Origin of the sequence: Streptomyces aureocirculatus, assembly GCF_000720475.1 — a bacterium.
Classification (GTDB): Bacteria; Actinomycetota; Actinomycetes; order Streptomycetales; family Streptomycetaceae; genus Streptomyces; species Streptomyces aureocirculatus.
In genome coordinates, this window is record NZ_JOAP01000066.1 from 11273 (window position 1) to 29052 (window position 17780).

Genomic DNA, 17780 nt, shown 5'->3' on the forward strand with positions numbered 1-17780 from the left:
CCGTACGGATGCGGTACCGGACCGTACGAACGCGGTACCGGACCGTACGAACGCGGCACAGGGCCGTACGAACGCGGTACGGGATCGCGCACCGCAGGACGCGGCGAGCGCCGCGCCCGCCGTCCGCCTCGCCGACGTCGCCGTCCGCTTCCGCACCAGGAGGAAGGACGTGACGGCGCTCGACGGAGTCTCCCTCGACGTGGCGCGCGGTGAGTTCGTCGCGATCGTCGGGCCTTCGGGATGCGGCAAGTCCACGCTGCTCAAGCTGGTCGCGGGCCTGCTCGCGCCCGCCGCGGGCGAGACGGTGCTCGGCGGGGAGCCGGTGCGGGGGCCGCGGCGCGACATCGGGTACGTCTTCCAGCGGGCGGCGCTGCTCGACTGGCGCTCGGCCCGGCGCAACATCCTGCTCCAGGCGGAGATGCGCGGGCTGCCCGTGGCGGCGGCCCGCGCGCGAGCCGACGAACTGATCCGCACGACCGGCCTCGACGGCTTCGAGGACGCCTACCCGCACGTGGTACTACGGGCTCCGTACCGTGATCCGGGCCGACCCCGTCGTCGTGTCGCCCTCGTTGTCCGTGACCGTCAGGCGCGCCGTGTAGGTGCCCGCGCGCGGGTAGGCGTGCTCGGCCGTGGGGCCCTCGGTGCCGCCGGGCTTGGAGTTGTCGCCGAAGTCCCAGTGGTAGGAGGCGGCCACGCGCCCGTCGGGCAGGCGTGGTGTGCCGGTCAGGCGGACGGTGAGCGGCGGCGCGCCGGCGTCCGGTGCGGCGGTCACCGTCACCCTGCCGGACGGGCTCTTCTCCACGCCGGGCCCGTTGAAGTGCAGCCAGTCCACGCTGAGCAGATCGGGCTTGTCCGCGGCCCACCGCGGGTTGGTGAAGACCGCGTACAGCTTCGTCGTGCCGTCGTGGCGGGCGAGGGGTGTGGTGGGGGAGACGAGGTTGCTCCAGCCGCCGGTGTTCGCCACCGTCACCTTGCCGAGCAGCACGCCGTCCGGGGCGCCCGCACGGAACTCGACGTCGCCACCGAGGCCGCCCGACGACGCGCCCACCGTCACCGAGTCCACGCCCTTGAGGTGCACCGGGTCGAAGGCCACCCAGTCGCCGTGCTCGATCTCGATGAGCCGCCTGCCGCCGGAGGCGTCCGTGCGGCTGCCCGTGTCCGCGCCGCCCTGCGCGCCGCCCGTCGTGGTGCGGTGCTCGGCCTCGCGCAGCGACGTCCGCAGCGTCAGCGCGTCCGAGCCGGTCAGCGCGGGCACGCCCGGCGCTCCCCGGTCCGTGTACTGGGCGGTGATGCCGTAGTACAGGTTCTGGCCGGGGCCGTGGCTGTCACCGGTGTCCGTGACGATCTCGCCCGCGCAGCCGGTGTAATTGTCCAGCGGGTGCAGATGCGAGTCGTGGCCGAGCTGGGACTGGACGACGACCTTGGAGCAGTCGATCCTCCGGTCCTCGCGGTCGGTGACCTTCACCGTGAACGGGACGGTGTCGCCGAAGCTGAACATGCCGCCGTCGGGCGGCTGTTGCAGGGTCACCGTGGGCCGGGTGTTGCCGACGGTGATCTCCCGCACGGCGAGACCGGTGAGCCCGCCGGGCCCTGTGACCTTCAGACGCGCGGTGAACCGGCCCTTGTCGGTGTACGTGTGCGTGGGGTGCGCGGCGGTCGAGTCGGTGGTGCCGTCGCCGTCGAAGTCCCAGGCGTACGTGACCGGCTTGCCGTTCGGCAGGCCCGAGCCCGCGCTGGAGAAGGTCACCTTCAGCGGCGCGCCGCCGTTGTCGGGCGTGGCGTCCGCCCGCGCGTCGGGCAGCCGCTCGTCGCCCACGTGGTCGATGCGGTAGATGCCCGCGCCCTCGTTGCTGCCGCCGCGCCCCGTGCCGCTGCCGAGCCCGAAGTCGATCACGTACAGGGCGCCGTCAGGACCGAAGTCGGCGTCGAAGGGCTGGTTCCACTTCATGTCGCCGAACACGGTGTTGATGGAGTGCAGGTCACCCGCCTCGGCGGACGGGAAGCGCGGGTCGGTGAAGTCCTGGTCCTTCTCCTGGAACGAGAACGTCTTGAACCACTGCCGCGTCAGTTCGTACGTGAGCCACTTGCCCTCGAAGTACTCGGGGAACTTGGTGCGGTACGGGTTGGCCGCGTCGTAGTCGTAGACCGGGCCGCTCATCGGGCCGCCGCCCCCGGTGCCGAGCTCGGGGAAGCGCTGGGACGCGGAGTACGCGTACCAGACGTCGGCGCCCCGCGCGGGCGGCAGGTCCCGCAGGCCGGTGTTGTTCGGCGAGTCGTTGACGAGCTTGCCGCAGTCGAATTCGGCGCCCGGCTTCTGCGCCGCGAAGTCGTAGTCGTGGAAGGGGGTGTTGTCGCCCACGCAGTACGGCCAGCCGTAGTTGCCCGCCTTCGTGATGCGGTTGAACTCCACCGTTCCCTCGGGGCCGCGGTCGGCCACGGCCTGGCGGGCGTCGGGCCCGTAGTCCGCGACGAGCAGCGCCCCGCTGACGGGGTCGGTGGTGATCCGGAAGGGATTGCGCAGGCCCATGGCGTAGACCTCGGACCGGGCCTTGTCGGTGCCCGGCGCGAAGAGGTTGCCGTCCGGGACGGAATACGTGCCGTCGTCCTTCGGTGTGATCCGCAGGACCTTGCCGCGCAGGTCATTGGTGTTGCCGGAGGTGGCCTGCGCGTCCCAGGCGCGCCGTCCGGGACGCTCGTCGACGGGGGTGAAGCCGTCGGACGCGAAGGGGTCGGTGTTGTCGCCCGTGGCGACGTACAGGTCGCCCTTCTTGTCGAAGGCGATCGAGCCCGCCATGTGCGAGTTGGCCCGGCCCTCGCCCCGCCACGTCGGCATCGTCAGGAGGCGCTTCTCGGAGGCCGGGTCGACCTTGCCGCCCGCCTCCGTTAACCGCGACAGGTTGAGGCGCTTGTCCGTCTTGTCCGAGTGCAGCAGATACAGCCAGTGGTTGTCGGTGAAGTCCGGGTCCAGGGCGAGGCCGAGAAGACCGTCGGACTGGCTCGTCATCTCCGGTGTGTAGGCGAAGTCGAGTGCCGTCGTGACCTGGAGCGTCTCCTGGTCGATCACCTTCAGTTCGCCGGTGCGCTGGATGAAGAACACCCGCCGGTCGGGCGCGACCGCCAGCTCGAACGGGTCGGCGAGATCGCCGGTCGCCAGCGGTGTCCGCTGGAAGGCGCCCGTCTTCGTGGCCGTGCAGTCACCGGCCTTGGCGCCTGCCGCCCACTGGATGCCGCCGAGGAGGTGGCGCAGGAAGTCCTGCTCCGCGAACGCCGAGGCCGCGTGGCCGCCCGCCGTGTACCAGGAGCGTCCGCCGTCGTAGTTCTGACACCACGACCACGGGTGGTCGACGCCCTCGTCGAGCCCCTCGACGCCGTCCCGGACCTTGATCTGCGCGAGGGTGTGCACCTTGCCCGTCGGATTGGCGCGCCAGTTGTACCACTCCTCGCTGCGCTCCCAGAGCTGCGGCAGGCCCTTGGTGGACGGGTGCGCCTGGTCGAGGACCTTCACCCGGCCCGTCTGCACCTGCGGATGTTTGTCGAAGATCGCGCCGACCAGGCCCTCGTACCAGCCCCAGTCGCGCTCGCTGGCAGACGCCGCGTGCAGCCCGACCCAGCCACCGCCGCCGCGCACGTACTTCTGCAGGGCCGCGCGCTGCCCGGCGTCGAGGAGGTCGCCGGACTCGGGCGTCGAGTTGGTGTTGTTGAAGACGACCGCCTGGAAACGCGCGAGGCGGTCGTCGCTGAACACCGCGGCGTCGTCGGTGGCCTCCACCTCGAAGCCGTGCTCGGCACCCAGCTTCTCGACGGCCTCGACGCCCGCGCGGATGGAGTCGTGCGGGAAGTTCGTGACCTTGGAGAAGACAAGGACACGGAAGGCGGCCGCCGCCTCCGCGCGCGGTGGGGAAGAGACACCGAGCCCGACGATCAGGGCGAGCAACGCCGTGACGACGAGCTGTGGGCGGAGAAGTCTTCGCGTGGAACTCATGGCGCTCCCTGGGCTTGGACGGCTGCCGGTCGCCGGGTGTGCGGTGAGTTGCGGGTGCGGCGCGCTGCTGGTCGACACGCTGCTGGTCGACACGCTGCTGGTCGACACGCTGCTGGTCGACACGCTGCTGGTCGACACGCTGGGAAAGCGCTTACTGCGTACGACTGTTCAGCGTAGGTTCTGCCGCACGGGAGGGTCAATGGGTCGGAGGTGGGGCGAGCGGTACGGGATTGACCGCACGTGTGCGGGGGAGGGTGTGCCGGGAGGGTCGAGTCGCCCGAGCCCGAGCCCGAGCCCGAGCCCGAGCCCGAGCAGAGCGGCCCGGCCAGGGGCCGCACACGCCGCCGCTCGTGGACGCACCGAGCAGCCCAAGTCGAGGAGAACGCCGATGCCGGACCATGATCACGCCGCCGGGACGCGGGTCACCCACACCGCGGGCCTGCTGAACGCGCCGGACGGCGTGCCCGTCGCCACCTACACCTGGCTGCCCGCCGACGCCAGGCCCCGCGCCGTCGTGCAGATCGCGCACGGCGCCGCCGAACACGGTCTGCGCTACGACCGGTTCGCGCGCCACCTCGTGGGGCACGGGTACGCGGTGGTCGCCTCCGACCACCGCGGCCACGGCGCCACCGCCCAGTCCACGGGCGGCTACGGGGTGACGGACGACGCGGAGCCGGCGGCCGGGGCCGACAGTTGGCGGGCGGTCGTCGACGACCTCAAGGCCATCGGCGACCAGGTCCGCGCCCTGCACCCGGACGTCCCCGTGGTCCTGTTCGGCCACAGCCTGGGCTCGATGCTGGCCCGCGACTACGCCCAGGAGTACCCGGACACACTCACCGGACTGATCCTCTCCGGTACGTTCCGCTCGCTGCCGGGCGCCGAGATCGAGGGGGCACTCGCTCGGCTCGGCGAGGAGATCGCCAAGGGCGGCAGGGCGGCGCGCTCGACGTTCGTCGGGGAGCTCTTCAACTCCTTCAACGACCCCTACGAACGCCGCACCGGCTTCGAGTGGCTCTCCCGCGACGAGGCCGAGGTCGACGCCTACGTGGCCGACGAGCGCTGCGGGTTCGCGTTCTCCGCGGGCCTCTCGCTGGACTGGATGCGCGCCGTCCGCAAGGTCAACGACCCGCGCCACCTGGCCCGGATCCCCTCCGACCTGCCCGTGCACATCGCCGTCGGCACCGAGGACCCCTGCAACCAGCGGATGACGCTCGTGTACGAACTCCTGGAGGACTTCCGGTACGCGGGCGTACGGGACCTGACCTGGAAGGGCTACGAGGGCGCGCGGCACGAGATCCTCAACGAGACCAACCGGGACGAGGTGCAGCGGGACCTGACGGACTGGTTGGACGCGCGGATCCCGTGACGGCGGATTCCGTGACGGCGGAACCGTCAGGGTGGACTCCGGGAGCGCCCGGGCCCCGGGAGCGATTGTCAGTCGGTTTGGCTACGGTTCTGGCCATGGTCAACGCCGACGACGTACGCCGCACCGCGCTCGCCCTTCCGGACACCACGGAGAAGGTCGCCTGGTCCATGCCGACCTTCAGGGTCGCGGGCAAGATGTTCGCCACGCTCCCGGAGGACGAGACGTCCATCGCGGTGCGCTGCCCGAAGCTGGAGCGCGACGAGTTGGCGCTCGCCGAACCGGACAAGTTCTGGATCGCGGAGCACGAGGCGAACTTCGCCTGGGTGCGGGTGCGGCTCAGAGCCCTGGATCAGGAGGAACTCGACGACATCCTCGCCGACTCCTGGCGCCAGGCCGCACCCACCCGACTCCTCGACTCCCACCCGGAGCTGGGCCTGCTCGCCGCGGACTGAGCCGCGCTCCGCACGGCGCCACCCTCTCGCGCCCCTCGGCACCGGCGTATCGACAAACGCATACGTCACCGCAACACTCTCCAGTCTTCTATCGAGGCACGGACCACCGAGGTCCGTGCCGAGGGCGTGCTGCCCCGGCTTCGGAGGTGCTCACGAGAGGGCATGTGCCGTGTTGTATGGGAACGTTCGTCCGGGGCTGAGGAAGGCCGTGCTGGCCGCCGGTGTCGCCATGCTGATGGTGGCCCACGCCGGGCCCGCCACCGCCACCCCGGCGCGGGGTGGGAACGTGCAGGAAGCCATGGAGGAACTGGCCAGGATTCCCGGGGTCGTGGGAGTCGTGGGCGGGGCCTACGCCGACGGGAAGTCCCTCGGTCTCGGCAGCGCGGGCTCCCGGCTGCTGGACGGCGAGGGCGGGAGGATACCCGCGAACGCCCGCTTCCGGATCTGGTCACAGACCAAGCAGATGGTGGCCATCGTGGTACTGAAACTCGTCGAGAAGGGCGAGTTGGGGGTGGATGACAAGCTCGGTGACCTGCTGCCGGAGGTGGTGGAACAGGATCTGGTGACGCGGGCCGACGAGATCACGGTACGGCAGATGATCCGGCACACCTCCGGCGTTCCCGACTGGTACGCCGAGAAGCCGAACCCGGACGGGACCGAGGGAGACCCTTCGTTCGACGTGTTCGACTTCACGACGCCCTACCGGCCGCTGGACCTGGTGCGGTGGAGCCGTGATCGGCCGCGGACCGGGGAGCCGGGCGAGAAGTGGACCTACTCCAACACCAACTACACCCTCCTCGGCATGATCATCGAGAGGGTGACCGGCCGTGACCTGGCCACTGAGCTGCGCACGCGTCTCTTCGACCCGCTCGGGATGACCAGGAGCTACCTGATGGTCAAGCCGCCGGACGGCGTCAAGGGGCCGCACGGCCACGGCTACTACCCCGACGCCGAGGGCAGGCCGCGCGACGTGGACCGGTTCAACGCCGGTCTCACCGGGGGGGCCGGAGGGGTGGTCTCCACCGCTCACGACGTGAGCGCCTTCAACCGGGCGTTCACTCGGGGCGAGCTGCTGCCGCCGGAACTCCAGCGCGTCCTGACCGACCGCCTTCCCGCCGCCGCACACCTCCGAGGCAACGGCGACAACAGCCGCAGCGGCAGCGATATCTCCAGCAGCATCGGCAGCGGCAGTTGCGGCGACGACTTGTTCATCACGGGCGGGCTGGCCCCCGGCTCCGTGGCCATGACCTTCTACTCGGCGGACGGACGTCGCCAGCTCGCGTTGTCGTTCACCCTGAGCGTCAAGCCCAACGCCGTGCGGCTTGACGTGGGCAAGGCCGTGGAGAGCATCTTCTGCCCATCCTCCTGAGCGGCGGCTCCGCGCTCCTCGGCGTCGTCACCCCAGAAAGCGGCTGATCCGCTCGCGGAGGGAACCGGCGTCGAGGCCGTGCGCCCGTACGTGCTCGTCGACGCGGCCGTATCTGCGCAGCTCACGGCGGCCGACGCCGAGGCCGAGGACCCGGTGCGGGACATCGACGAGGGCGTCGTTGGCGGCGGCCACCGACGTGCCGGTCAGGTACGGCTCGACCAGCACGACGTCCGCCGTCGCGGCCCCCGCCGCCCGCCGCAGGCCCGCCCCGTCGAAGGGCCGCACCGTCGTCGCGTACAGAACCGTCACCTCCAGGCCCTCCGTCGCGGCGAGCACCTGGTCGAGGAGTGGTCCGACGGCGACCACGACTCCGCGAGCGCCCTCCCGGACCGTCAGGAAGTGCTCCCCGTCCACGGGCATCGCCTCCGCGTTGCCCTGCGTCGACAGGCGCACGTACGCCTTGCCGTCGGAGCCGGTGTTCGGGGCGACCGCGTGCCGCAGCAGCGTCTCGGCCTCGTCCGGGTGGCCGGGGACGTGCACCGCCCAGTCGTCGAGCGTGTCCAGCAACGCGACGTCGCCCGGCGACATATGGGTGAAGCCGCCCTCCGGCCAGTCGAAGGACGCCGCCGCGCTGACCAGGACGCCGCCCATGTCCTGGTGCCCGAAGTCCAGCTTGATCTGCTCGAAGGGCCGCTCCACGAGGAAGCTCGCGAAGGTGTGGACGACGGGCCGCAGCCCCGTGAGCGCCAGACCGGCACCCGCGCCGACCAGCAACTGCTCCCGGATCCCGACGTTGATCACCCGGTCGGGATGGGCGTGCGCCGTCTTCTCGAAGGCGTCCTTGCCGATCTCGGCGAGCACCACGGCCACCCGGGGGTCCTCGTCGAGGAGTCGTGCCATGACGGGCGCGAAACGGTCGCGCATGGTCTCCATGAGGGTTTCCTTCCGACAGCGACAGCAGGGGAGTGGGGGAGGGGGAGTGGGTGCGGGGCTATTCGGGCTCGCCCGCGTGGTCCTTGGGCTCGACCCGGGCCACGACCACATGCGGACGCCCGGGGTGTGGTGCCGTGAAGGCCTCGTACAGCGCGGCGTGATCGCGCCCGTCGACGGTGCTGGCGGACCAGCCGGCCGCCTCGAAGCGGGTGGCGATGCCGCCGGGCCGGGAGTAGCTTGCCGAGGCGTTGTCGATCACCAGGGTGTGGAGCTGCTCAAGACCGGCGGGCCCGGCGTAGGCGAGGGCCTCGTGGTTGCTGCCCTCGTCCATCTCGGCGTCCCCGACGAGCACCCATACCTTGGGGTCCGTGAGGCCCTGGGCCCGCAGGCCGAGGGCCGTGCCCACCGCGAGCGGAAGGCCGTGGCCGAGCGACCCGCTGCCGATCTCGGCGCCCGGCACGAGCACCCGGTCCGGGTGGTGGCCGAGTGGTGAGTCGTACGAGCCGAAGCCGTCGAGCCAGTCCACCGGCAGGAAGCCCTTGGCGGCGAGGACCGCGTAATAGGCCATCGGCCCGTGCCCCTTGGACAGCAGGAACCGGTCGCGGGCCGGGTCGTCCACCCGCTCCGGTGTGACCCTCAGCACCCGGTCGTAGAGCACCCACAGCGCGTCGAGCGTGGACGTCGCCGCGGGGCCGTGCTTCTCGTCGCCCGTCATGCGGCCCATAAGGCGGGGCAGGTCGGCGTAGGCGTAGGTGCGCTCCGTTGTCGTCGTCATGGTGGGGAGCGTGCAACTTAAACCGGGCTTGAGGTCAAGCGGTGGGAAGGCGTGAGCGATCACCGCTCCGAGTGCGGTATTGTTTCGGTGCGCGTTCGGCCAGGGGGAAACCCCAGGTCACACGGGCAACGGGACGTGGCGCAGCTTGGTAGCGCACTTGACTGGGGGTCAAGGGGTCGCAGGTTCAAATCCTGTCGTCCCGACCGGCTTCACCGCAGGTCGAAGGCCGCTTTCGCAGAGATGCGAGGGCGGCCTTTCGTGTTGGCTCGTGGCGGTGGGGTACCCCATGGCATTGTGATCGCAGTCACATTTTCACATGGGCCATTATGCGCCGCACCGGCGTCTTGCGGTCGGCGTGACCCGATGCGTACGGCGCCCTCCCCCCGGTGGCGATAAAAGCGCCAGGACTTTCACCCGGCCCGACGGCATTTGTCGCCGGGGTCCCGGAAGGCCGAGCGAGCCGAAATGGCCAGACTGCGGAAATCCAGCCCTTGAACACCGGACGACCTGGCCGCCGCGGGTCGCAGCCGCCTAGGATCGCCGACGCGAACCCTTTTCCGCGGCATGCTGCCCGAACGCCGCCCCATCGCCATCGCATCCGCCGCCCATGTCGTCCCATCCGGAGAATTTCGGGGGAAATTCAAGAGGGAGTGGAAATGATCACGGGGGGATCAGCAAGTCTCGTATCGCTGTCGCCGTCACCCGCACCGATTCCCGCACCCCTTCAGGCGCCACCGCCGACCGACGAAATCCGCTACCTGCACACCCTGGGGCCCACCGGCACCAACCTGGAGTCCGCGGCCCATCTGTGGTTCCGCAGGCAGGGCCGCGCCGACGAGGGCCGGGTCGTGCTGCACACCTCCCTCGAACAGGCCATGGGGAGCGTGCCGAGGACCGGCGAACACGCCCTGCTCGCCTGTGCCGTCTACCCCGAGCTGCACACCCTCGTCTTCGGCAACCTGCGCACCTGCCGGATGGTGGACTGCTTCCTGTGGCCCACCCACGAGATGGTGTTCGCCGTGCCGCCGGGGGCGTCCGCCGAACCCCGGACCGTGGCCACCCACCCCGCCCCGGCCGGTCTCGTGCCGTCCACCAGCACCCGCCGCCTGGTGACCAGCAACGCGCAGGCGGCCATCGACTGCGCCGAGGGCAGGGCCGACGGCTGTGTCACCACCGTCGTCGCCGCCCGCGCCCACGGCCTGCGGATCCTGCGCAGCTACGGCGAGGTGCCCATGGTCTTCACCGTCCACCACGTACGGGAGACCGGCTGATGAGCGGGACGGACGCCGCGCAGCGCCGGACGGATGCCGCGTACCCACTCAAGACGGATGCCGCGTACCGACTCCAGGACGACATGCTCGACGAGGCGGCCCGGCTCGGCCGCACCCTGGTGCCCCGCGTCGACGCCTTCCGCGCCCGCCAGCGCGACGACGGGACCGTCCCCGACCCAAAAGACGCCGACCGGCGTGGCCTCGCCGTCCTCAAGGACGAGGCCGCCGACTGGTTCGCCGCCCACGGCAGGAGCGCACAGGCCGACGCGCTCGCCGCCGACGTCGACGACTGGCTGGCCGCCGGGCTCGACACGCCGCCGCACTTCGCCCGCAGCCGCGACGCCCTCACCGCGCCGGCCGACGGCGACTGGGCCGCGTTCCTCGCCCCCGTGCAGACCACCAACAGCGTCCCGCCGGTCGGCCGGCGCCTGGAGTTCTTCCTCGTACGCCGCAAGGAACCCGACGCGCTGCCCGAACTCGCCGTCCACTATCCGCACCCCAAGAACAACTGCCAGGCCACCGTGCTGCTCGCGGGCAGCGAAGGGCTGCGCGAGGGCAACTGCATCGTCTTCTTCCCGGAGAATGTCGCGGCCCACGACAAGGTGACCGAACAGAAGTACGCCATCTTCTTCTTCAATAAATTCCGCAGAATTCACGAACAGTTCGCACTGCCGTCCGCACAAGCCGTGCTCACCCCCGACAGCGTGCCCCAGGATTCGGCCGGACTCGATCCCGGCGTGTGTTATCAGGCCCGTTCCGTCTGGGGATATCTGCACGACTACTTCCACCACCAGGGCCGGTGGCCGCTCGACCGGCACGTGAAACTCAAGATGAACTGGTTCATCGGCCTCCTCGAAGAGCTGAAGGTCGACGCCAGGACCGCCCTCGCCTGCCACACGGACGCCCTCGTGCCCTACGCGGGCGAGCAGATCGCCATGATCCTGCTCGAGCGGATGTTCCGGTATCCGCTCGACGCCCACGCCGTCCGCAACTTCGACGCGGGCACCGGAGTCTTCCTCTTCTCCTGGCTGCGCGGGCACGGGGCGCTCGTGGCCGACGGCGCCGGTCTGCTGCGCCTGGACCAGGAGCGGATGATCGACGCGCTACGGGAGTTGGTGGACACGATCGAGGGTATGGAAGCGGCTGTCCAGACGCCCGCGGAGTACCGCTCGGCGGCCAGAGAACTGGTGCGCACCCTGCTGCGCCCCGGCGCGGAGGGGGATCGCTACGCCTTCACGGACGACCAGCAAACGCTCCTGCGCGCACGGGAGCGGCTCGCCGCACTGCCGCCGCTGCACTTCGCGCCCGCGGAGCTGTGAACCACGGACCGCGCACCACAGACGAGGAGACGAGCAGGCATGGCAAGCCTTGACCGGGCCACGATGGAAGCCGCCGTGCGGCAGTACTTCGAAGCGTGCAACAAAGTCGACCGTGACCTGTTCGCACGCGTCCTGTCCGAACACGTCGTGCACTACCTCGCCCACGGCATGGCAGGACCCGTCCACGGCATCGACCCCATCGTGCGGCGCTGGGGAGCCGACGTACGCGCCAACTCCTCCCACTGGGCCGTGGACGCCGTCTACGCCGACGAGCACACCCGCGCCGCCGTCTGCGAGTGGACCGCCTTCAAGCCGCGCCTCGGCAAGGTCCTGCGCGGCACGGAGGTCTACCGCTTCGACGACGCCGGACTGATCGACGAGGTCCGCATCTACTACGCGTCCCGCCGCGACGACACCGTGCCCGCCAACGAACTCGAAGGCTTCCCCTACGCCGAGCGCGGGTTCGCCACATGACCCGTGCCGCCCCCGCGCCCACCGCCCCACTGGCCGACCGGGACGGCGTCATCTGGCTCGACGGCGCGTTCGTGCCCTGGCGCGCCGCCCAGTTGCACGTCCTCAGCCACGGACTGCACTACGGCGGCAGCGTTTTCGAGGGCGAACGGGTATACGACGGCCGCGTCTTCAAGCTCCACGAACACAGCGCACGGCTCGTCGCCTCCGCCCGCCACCTGGGCTACCGACTGCCCTGGACGGCGGCCGACCTCACGGCCGCCACCCGCGAGGCCGTCGCCGCCGCCGGGCTCACCGACGGCTATGTGCGCCCGGTCGCCTGGCGCGGCGGCGACACCCTGCGCCTGGTCGCCCCCGACACCACCGTGCACGTGGCCATCGCCGCCTGGCCCTGGCCGCGGATCTTCGACGACGGGCCGCGCGGCATCCGCCTGCACACCTCGCGCTGGCGCCGCCCCGCCCCCGACACCGCACCGGTGCGCGCCAAGACCGCGGCCCTGTACGCACTCGGCGCCCTCGCCGGACAGGAGGCCGAGGAAGCGGGCCGCGACGACGCGCTGCTCCTCGACCACCGCGGCCGGCTCGCCGAGGCCACCGGCGCCAACCTCTTCCTGGTCATCGACGGTCAACTGCACACCCCGCCCCCGGACTGCGTCCTGGACGGCATCACCCGCCGCACCGCCATCGACATCGCCCGCGAACGCGGCCTCACCGTCGTCGAACGCCACCTCGACCCCGCCGAACTCGACCGCGCCACCGAGGTGTTCCTCACCGGCACGGCGTACGAGGTCCAGCCGGTCACGTCCGTCGACCACCGCGTCTTCCCGCTGGGCGACGTGGGCGCGACCCTGTCCGCGGCGTACGCGGAACGGGTGCGGGCCGCCGACGGGACGCCGGGAGAGCAGCGGACGACGGCGGGCACGACGGAGCGCGACCCGGCGACTTCCGTGGCCGCGCCGAGCGAGAGCGGATGACGGGTAGCGGGGCCGAGCGCGGGCGCCCCCCGGCGCCCGCCGAGGCGCGGCGTGCCGCCTGGGTCGCGGGCGCCAGGGCCGCCGTGCCGTTCACGGTCGCCATCTTTGCGTTCGGGATTTCCTTCGGGGTCCTCGCCAGGGGCGCGGGCTTCGACGCGCTCGCCGCGACGTCGATGTCCGGCCTCGTCTTCGTCGGTTCCTCCCAGTTCGCCGCGGTCTCGGTGATCGCCAACGGCGGCGGCTGGGCCGCGGCCGCCGTCGCGGGGACGCTCCTGAACCTGCGCTACCTGGTGATGGGCTTCGCCATCCTGCCCGCGCTGCGCGGCGGCAGGGCCCGCCGTGCCGTCGAGTCCCAACTGGTCATCGAGGAGTCCTGGGCCATCGCGAGCGACGCCGACGGCCGTTTCGACCGGGTGCGCCTGCTCTCCTCCGGGGTGGTGCTCTGGCTCGGCTGGGTCCTCGGCACCCTGCTCGGTGCGATCGGCCCCTTCAAGGCCGTGGACATCCTCACCTACGGCCTCGACGCCGTCTCACCGGTGCTGTTCTTCCTGCTGCTCGCCCCCCACCTCGGCACCCCGCGCAAGCGGACGGCGGCGCTCACCGCGGCGGCCTGCGCCCTGGTGCTCACCGCCGTGGCGGTGCCCGACACGGCCATCGCCGTGGCCTGCCTCATCGCCGTCGTGTGGACCTGGAGGGCGCGTTGAGCAGCGACCCGTGGATCGTCGTCGGCGCCCTGGTGGTGACCACGTTCCTCATCAAGGGCGCCGGTTCGCTGGTGCTGGGTGACCGCGAACTGCCCGTGTGGTTCCCGCGGTTCGTGGAGTATCTGACGCCCGCCCTGCTCGCCGTTCTCGTGGTCACCCAGCTCGTGGGTTCCGCGGGCGCGCACGGCATGACCTTCGACGCCCGGATCGCGGGCTTCGCGGGCGCCCTCGTGGCCTGGCGCCTGAAGGCACCCGTGCCGCTCGTCATCCTGGTGGCCGCGGCGGTCACGGCCGGGGTACGGGCGCTGGGGTGACGTCGTCCGCCGCGCGCCGCGCGGCGGCGGCGACCTCCAGGGCCGCGGCGAGCCCCGGCTCGTGGCCGCAGGTCCGGTGCAGCCGCACGGACCGCTCCACCGTTCTCGCCGCCCTGCCGGGCTGACCCAACGCCAGTTGCACCCGGGCCAGTTCGGTGCGCGCCGCCCCCTCGGCGAGCCGCAGCCCGGCCTGCCGCGCCGCACCGAGGGCCCGCCGGGCGCAGGCGAGTGCCTCCCCGTACTCGCCCTGCTGCCGGTGCACCGCCGCCAGACCCGCACAGGCATCGGCCTCGGCCCGGCGGCAGCCCGTCGCGCGCGCCGCCGCCAGAGCCCGGCCGTGGTGGTCGAGCGCGCCCGGCGCGTCGTCGAGGCTCAGCAGCACCGTGCCGATCGTGTTGAGGGCGTCCGGCTCCACCAGGCGCCGCCGGGTGCGGTGGGTGACGCCCAGCGCGTCCACGGCGTACTTGAGCGCGAGCCGCGGGTCGCCGCCGTCCCTGCACACCACCGCGAGGGCGTTGAGCGCGCCCTCGGCCGCGTACGTGGACAGCAGCCTGCCGTCGACGGCGAGCGCGCGGGTGAGCAGGTGCTGTGCCTCGTCCGCCGCGCCCAGCGCGTGCCGGACGGTGGCGAGGCCCCACAGGGAGAGCATGACGGTGTGCTGGTCCGCGGAGAGATCGGCGTGTTCCCGGGCCCGCGTGAAGTGTTCGAGGGCCACCTCGACGCGTCCCTGGTCGAGGCGGACGGCCCCGAGCAGGTACAGCGCCCACGCCGCACCGGCGGGCTGCTCGCCCACCTCGTACAGCGCGAGGGCGCGTTCGGCGTCGTGGGCCGCCTGTTCGAGGGCGCCGTGCTCGCGGTGCGCGGCGGCGAGCCCGAGGACCGCGCCGGCCCGCTCCACGGGGGCCCCGGTCCGGGTGAACAGCGTCTCCGCGTGGGCGCTGTGCCACAGCGCCTCGTCGTGCCGGGCCAGCTCCCACAGGACGTAGCACAGGCTCCAGTGCATGACGGCCCGCGCGTGGTCGTCCTGCTCGGCCTCGGCGGCCCGCAGCCCGGCGCTCGCGACCCGCAGCCAGTCGGTGCGTCTGCCGTGCTCCATGAGGTGGCCGTGCAGGGCGAGGGCGAACTTCCAGGCGAAGGGGCGCGGCCCGTGCCGGACGGCGTGCTGGGTGCAGGCGAGCAGCACAGGACGCTCGTCGTCGAGCCAGGCGAGCGCGTCGGCGCTGCCGCGGAAGACCAGGGGCCCCGTCGGCGAGCCGTCCGGCTCCGGCGGGCGGGCCGCGTACCAGGAGTAGAAGGTCCCGTACAGCAGATGGGCGGCCTGCTCGGCGGTCGCGAGGCACCAGGTGAGCAGCCGTTCGACGGCCTGTTCGCGGACCTCCGCGGTGTCCTCGGCCTCGGCCCGCTCGCGGGCGAAAAGGGCGACCAGGGCGTGCAGGTGGAACCTGCCGGGGTGGTGGGTCTCCAGGAGGCTGCGGGCGACGAGCTGGTCCAGGAGCCGGGCCGTCGCGGGTAGCGCGGCCCCGGCGAGGGCGGCGGCGGCCGGGGCGGAGATCTCGGGTCCGGGGGCGAGGGCGAGCAACCGGAGCAGCTCCCGCTCGGGTGCGGGCAGGGACCGGTAGGAGAGCGCGAGGACACTGCGTACACCGGTGTGCGCGTCCTGGTCGAGGGTGAGCGTGTCGAGGCCTTCGGCGCCGCGCAACTGCCGTACGACCTCCGCGATCGGCGGATGCCGGTCGCCGATGAGGTGGGCGGCGACGATCCGTACGGCCAGCGGCAGCAGGCCGCACCGCCGGACGGCCTCGGTGGCGGCCTCCGGCTCGTGCCGCACCCGGTCCGCGCCGATGACGCGGGCGAGCAGCGCCAGGGCCTCCTCCTCGCCGAACACCGCGAGGCTCACCCGGTGGGCGTCGTGGAACGCCGTCAGGCCCCGCAGGTCGTAGCGGCTGGTGACGACGACGAAGCAGGTCGGCGAACCCGGAAGCAGCGGCCGCACCTGTTCGAGTCCTGCCGCGTCGTCGAGGAGGATCAGCATGCGCTTGCCCGCGAGCAGGGAGCGGTAGAGCGCCGCCTTCTCGTCGGTGCTCTCGGGCAGGTGCGCGGTGCCGACGCCGAGGGCGCGCAGGAGCTGGCCCAGGGCCTCGTCGGCGGTGGTGGGGGGCGCGGGGTCGTGGCCGCGCAGGTTCGCGTAGAGCTGGCCGTCGGGGAAGCGGTCCGCCACGCGGTGCATCCAGTGCACGGCGAGCGCGGTCTTGCCGACGCCCGCCATGCCGGACACCGAGGAGATCACCAGCGTCTGACCCGGGCCCGCCTCGGCCTGCGCGAGCAGCGTGTCGAGCCGGCGCAGATAGTCGCCGCGGCCGGTGAAGCTCGCGATGTCGGGCGGGAGCTGGCGGGGTACGGGGCGGACGGCGGGCGGGGGAGCGGCGGCGGGCGCGCGGTCGGCGGCCGGTCCTGTGGCGCCGCCGAGGTCGGGGTCCCCGGCGAGGACGCGCTGGTGGAGTTCCTTGATGCGGCGGCCGGGCTCGATGCCCACCTCGTCGTCGAGGAGCTGGTAGAAGTCGCGGTACGCGGCGAGGGCGTCGGCCTGGCGGCCCGATCGGTGCAGGGCCAGCATCAACTGGCAGCGCGGCCGTTCGCGCAGCGGGAACTCGGCGACCAGGGTGGTCAGCTCGGCCACCGACTCCTCGTAGCGGCCGAGTTCGACGAGGGCGTCGAGACGGTCCTCGCGGGCCACGAGGCGCAGCTCCCCGAGGCGCTCCGCCTCGGCCAGGGCGAAGCTGCGGTCGCTCACCCCTTCGAGGGCGGGCCCCGTCCACAGGGACAGGGCCTCGTCGAGATGGGCGACCACGGCGTCGGTGTCGCCGTCGACGGCGGCCTTGCGGGCCCGGTCGGTGAGGTGCACGAAGCGCAGGGCGTCGACCTGGTCGTCACTCACCTCCAGGGTGTAACTGGTGTTGCTGCGGGCACCGGCGCTGACGAGGACCTCGAAGCCGGAGGTGGCCCGCCGGCCCGGTTCGAGGATGCGGCGCAGATGCAGGACGTGGGTGCGCAGCGCGCTGATCGCTCCGTCGGGGGTGTCGCCCTCCCACAGGAGTTCGGCGAGCCGGGAGGTGCTGACGGGGTGGCCGCGGGCGAGCGCGAGGGCGGCGAGGAGTGCGCGCTGCTGCGGCCCGAGGTTGACATGGCGACCCCGGACCTCCACGCTCACCGGGCCGAGGAGGCGGATCCGCACCGATTCCTTCGGCGCCTGCTCCACCTCGGGCCCCGGGGTGCGGCTCACCCGATTCCCTCTGCTTCCCTGTCCCCTGGTTCCCGTTCCCGTCGGCGCTTGTGCTGTGTGTGGGCTCTTGCGGCCGTTCGCGCTGCCGTCTTCCTCGTGTCTGCCCGTTCTGGCTCCCCTTACCGATGCGGTTCCGCGCGCGTGCTCAGGCGGGGCCGGTGACGAAGCGGCGGATGACGCCGTCGGACACCGAGAACTCCCAGGCGGTGTCGATGTCGCCCCAGATGTCGTTGTGAAAGCGGGCCTGCACCGACAGACCGTCCGGGGACTCCTCCATCACCTCCATGCGCGCGTGGGACGAGAAGAGCTCCCGTTCCACCCACGCGCCGGTGTCGCGTTCGGTTCCGACGTCGATGACGGTGGCGTCCTCGGCGAGGACGCTCCACAGCGCTTGCGGGTCCTGGGCGTTGACGGCGTCTACGAAGGCGCGTACCGCGGGATGGGACGGCGCGCCGTCACGGGGGGTCATCGTTCGTGCCTCTCCTGGTGTCCTGTTGCCCTGTGGGGTGGCCGGGTGGCCGGGTGGCCGGGGGGCCGAGTGGCGGATCAGGGGGTGGGGTGCTCAGGGGG

The 17780-nt window shown here is 72.1% G+C and carries 14 protein-coding genes, 1 tRNA gene and 1 pseudogene; 11 read left to right on the top strand and 5 right to left on the bottom strand.

The features are described from left to right. Positions 1-169: 169 nt before the first annotated feature. Positions 170-568 (top strand): annotated as a pseudogene (locus IG78_RS46870) (ATP-binding cassette domain-containing protein); the annotation flags it as partial. Here the strand turns inward: IG78_RS46870 and IG78_RS0137245 are convergent. Then, complete coding sequence (locus tag IG78_RS0137245; RefSeq protein WP_030572827.1) at positions 518-3982, bottom strand: ThuA domain-containing protein; 3465 nt, start codon at positions 3980-3982, stop codon at positions 518-520. The pseudogene IG78_RS46870 and the gene IG78_RS0137245 overlap by 51 nt on opposite strands. Positions 3983-4370: 388 nt before the next feature. Between IG78_RS0137245 and IG78_RS0137250 the strand changes: the two genes are divergently transcribed. The 3 genes from IG78_RS0137250 to IG78_RS0137260 all read left to right on the top strand — a co-directional run bounded on the left by IG78_RS0137250 (position 4371) and on the right by IG78_RS0137260 (position 7169). Further along, positions 4371-5348 (top strand): alpha/beta fold hydrolase, encoded by a 978-nt coding sequence (locus tag IG78_RS0137250; RefSeq protein WP_030572829.1) that lies wholly within the window; start codon positions 4371-4373, stop codon positions 5346-5348. Positions 5349-5443: 95 nt separating this feature from the next. Then, positions 5444-5800: an MmcQ/YjbR family DNA-binding protein gene (locus IG78_RS0137255; RefSeq protein ID WP_030572832.1), complete on the top strand. Its 357-nt coding sequence runs from the start codon at positions 5444-5446 to the stop codon at positions 5798-5800. Between the two features lie 208 nt (positions 5801-6008). Further along, complete coding sequence (locus IG78_RS0137260) at positions 6009-7169, top strand: serine hydrolase domain-containing protein (protein WP_051853346.1); 1161 nt, start codon at positions 6009-6011, stop codon at positions 7167-7169. A gap of 27 nt (positions 7170-7196) precedes the next feature. Here the strand turns inward: IG78_RS0137260 and IG78_RS0137265 are convergent, their stop codons facing one another. Continuing rightward, positions 7197-8102, bottom strand: coding sequence for a transketolase family protein (locus tag IG78_RS0137265; RefSeq protein ID WP_030572838.1), 906 nt, complete (start codon positions 8100-8102; stop codon positions 7197-7199). A gap of 58 nt (positions 8103-8160) precedes the next feature. Continuing rightward, a complete protein-coding gene (locus IG78_RS0137270; protein ID WP_030572840.1) occupies positions 8161-8877 on the bottom strand; it encodes a thiamine pyrophosphate-dependent enzyme in 717 nt (238 codons plus the stop codon). 129 nt (positions 8878-9006) lie between these two features. Between IG78_RS0137270 and IG78_RS0137275 the strand changes: the two genes are divergently transcribed. From IG78_RS0137275 to IG78_RS0137305, 7 genes are all read left to right on the top strand, one after another. Then, positions 9007-9080 (top strand) — tRNA-Pro (locus IG78_RS0137275). 453 nt (positions 9081-9533) lie between these two features. After that, complete coding sequence (locus IG78_RS0137280; RefSeq protein ID WP_225881915.1) at positions 9534-10148, top strand: type 2 periplasmic-binding domain-containing protein; 615 nt, start codon at positions 9534-9536, stop codon at positions 10146-10148. Further along, positions 10148-11467: a DUF6421 family protein gene (locus tag IG78_RS0137285; RefSeq protein ID WP_225881914.1), complete on the top strand. Its 1320-nt coding sequence runs from the start codon at positions 10148-10150 to the stop codon at positions 11465-11467. The genes IG78_RS0137280 and IG78_RS0137285 overlap by 1 nt, the downstream gene beginning before the upstream one ends. A 39-nt stretch (positions 11468-11506) precedes the next feature. Then, on the top strand, positions 11507-11941 hold the full coding sequence (locus IG78_RS0137290) for a nuclear transport factor 2 family protein (RefSeq protein ID WP_030572851.1): 435 nt from the start codon (positions 11507-11509) through the stop codon (positions 11939-11941). Further along, entirely contained in the window at positions 11938-12912 is a 975-nt protein-coding gene (locus IG78_RS43235; protein WP_051853348.1) for a branched-chain amino acid transaminase, read from the top strand. The genes IG78_RS0137290 and IG78_RS43235 overlap by 4 nt, the downstream gene beginning before the upstream one ends. Beyond that, positions 12909-13616 (top strand): AzlC family ABC transporter permease, encoded by a 708-nt coding sequence (locus IG78_RS43240; protein WP_051853349.1) that lies wholly within the window; start codon positions 12909-12911, stop codon positions 13614-13616. Before IG78_RS43235 ends, IG78_RS43240 begins: the two co-directional genes overlap by 4 nt. Then, positions 13613-13930, top strand: coding sequence for an AzlD domain-containing protein (locus IG78_RS0137305; protein WP_030572860.1), 318 nt, complete (start codon positions 13613-13615; stop codon positions 13928-13930). Before IG78_RS43240 ends, IG78_RS0137305 begins: the two co-directional genes overlap by 4 nt. Here IG78_RS0137305 and IG78_RS44560 read toward each other — a convergent pair. Together IG78_RS44560 and IG78_RS0137320 are read right to left on the bottom strand one after the other, a co-directional pair. Next, positions 13902-17210 (bottom strand): AfsR/SARP family transcriptional regulator, encoded by a 3309-nt coding sequence (locus IG78_RS44560; protein WP_051853351.1) that lies wholly within the window; start codon positions 17208-17210, stop codon positions 13902-13904. The genes IG78_RS0137305 and IG78_RS44560 overlap by 29 nt on opposite strands. A 145-nt stretch (positions 17211-17355) precedes the next feature. After that, the gene (locus tag IG78_RS0137320; protein WP_030572866.1) at positions 17356-17679 is read right to left on the bottom strand and encodes a nuclear transport factor 2-like protein; all 324 of its coding nucleotides are present in this window, start codon (positions 17677-17679) and stop codon (positions 17356-17358) included. Between the last annotated feature and the right edge of the window lie 101 nt (positions 17680-17780).

Bases quoted from the DNA above. Each gene is read 5' to 3' on its own strand.
- IG78_RS0137290 (WP_030572851.1), top strand. From the start codon at position 11,507: ATGGCAAGCCTTGACCGGGCCACGATGGAAGCCGCCGTGCGGCAGTAC.
- IG78_RS0137320 (WP_030572866.1), bottom strand. From the start codon at position 17,679: ATGACCCCCCGTGACGGCGCGCCGTCCCATCCCGCGGTACGCGCCTTC.
- IG78_RS43240 (WP_051853349.1), top strand. From the start codon at position 12,909: ATGACGGGTAGCGGGGCCGAGCGCGGGCGCCCCCCGGCGCCCGCCGAG.
- IG78_RS0137265 (WP_030572838.1), bottom strand. From the start codon at position 8,102: ATGGAGACCATGCGCGACCGTTTCGCGCCCGTCATGGCACGACTCCTC.
- IG78_RS0137245 (WP_030572827.1), bottom strand. From the start codon at position 3,982: ATGAGTTCCACGCGAAGACTTCTCCGCCCACAGCTCGTCGTCACGGCG.
- IG78_RS0137250 (WP_030572829.1), top strand. From the start codon at position 4,371: ATGCCGGACCATGATCACGCCGCCGGGACGCGGGTCACCCACACCGCG.
- IG78_RS0137285 (WP_225881914.1), top strand. From the start codon at position 10,148: ATGAGCGGGACGGACGCCGCGCAGCGCCGGACGGATGCCGCGTACCCA.
- IG78_RS0137280 (WP_225881915.1), top strand. From the start codon at position 9,534: ATGATCACGGGGGGATCAGCAAGTCTCGTATCGCTGTCGCCGTCACCC.
- IG78_RS0137255 (WP_030572832.1), top strand. From the start codon at position 5,444: ATGGTCAACGCCGACGACGTACGCCGCACCGCGCTCGCCCTTCCGGAC.
- IG78_RS0137270 (WP_030572840.1), bottom strand. From the start codon at position 8,877: ATGACGACGACAACGGAGCGCACCTACGCCTACGCCGACCTGCCCCGC.
- IG78_RS43235 (WP_051853348.1), top strand. From the start codon at position 11,938: ATGACCCGTGCCGCCCCCGCGCCCACCGCCCCACTGGCCGACCGGGAC.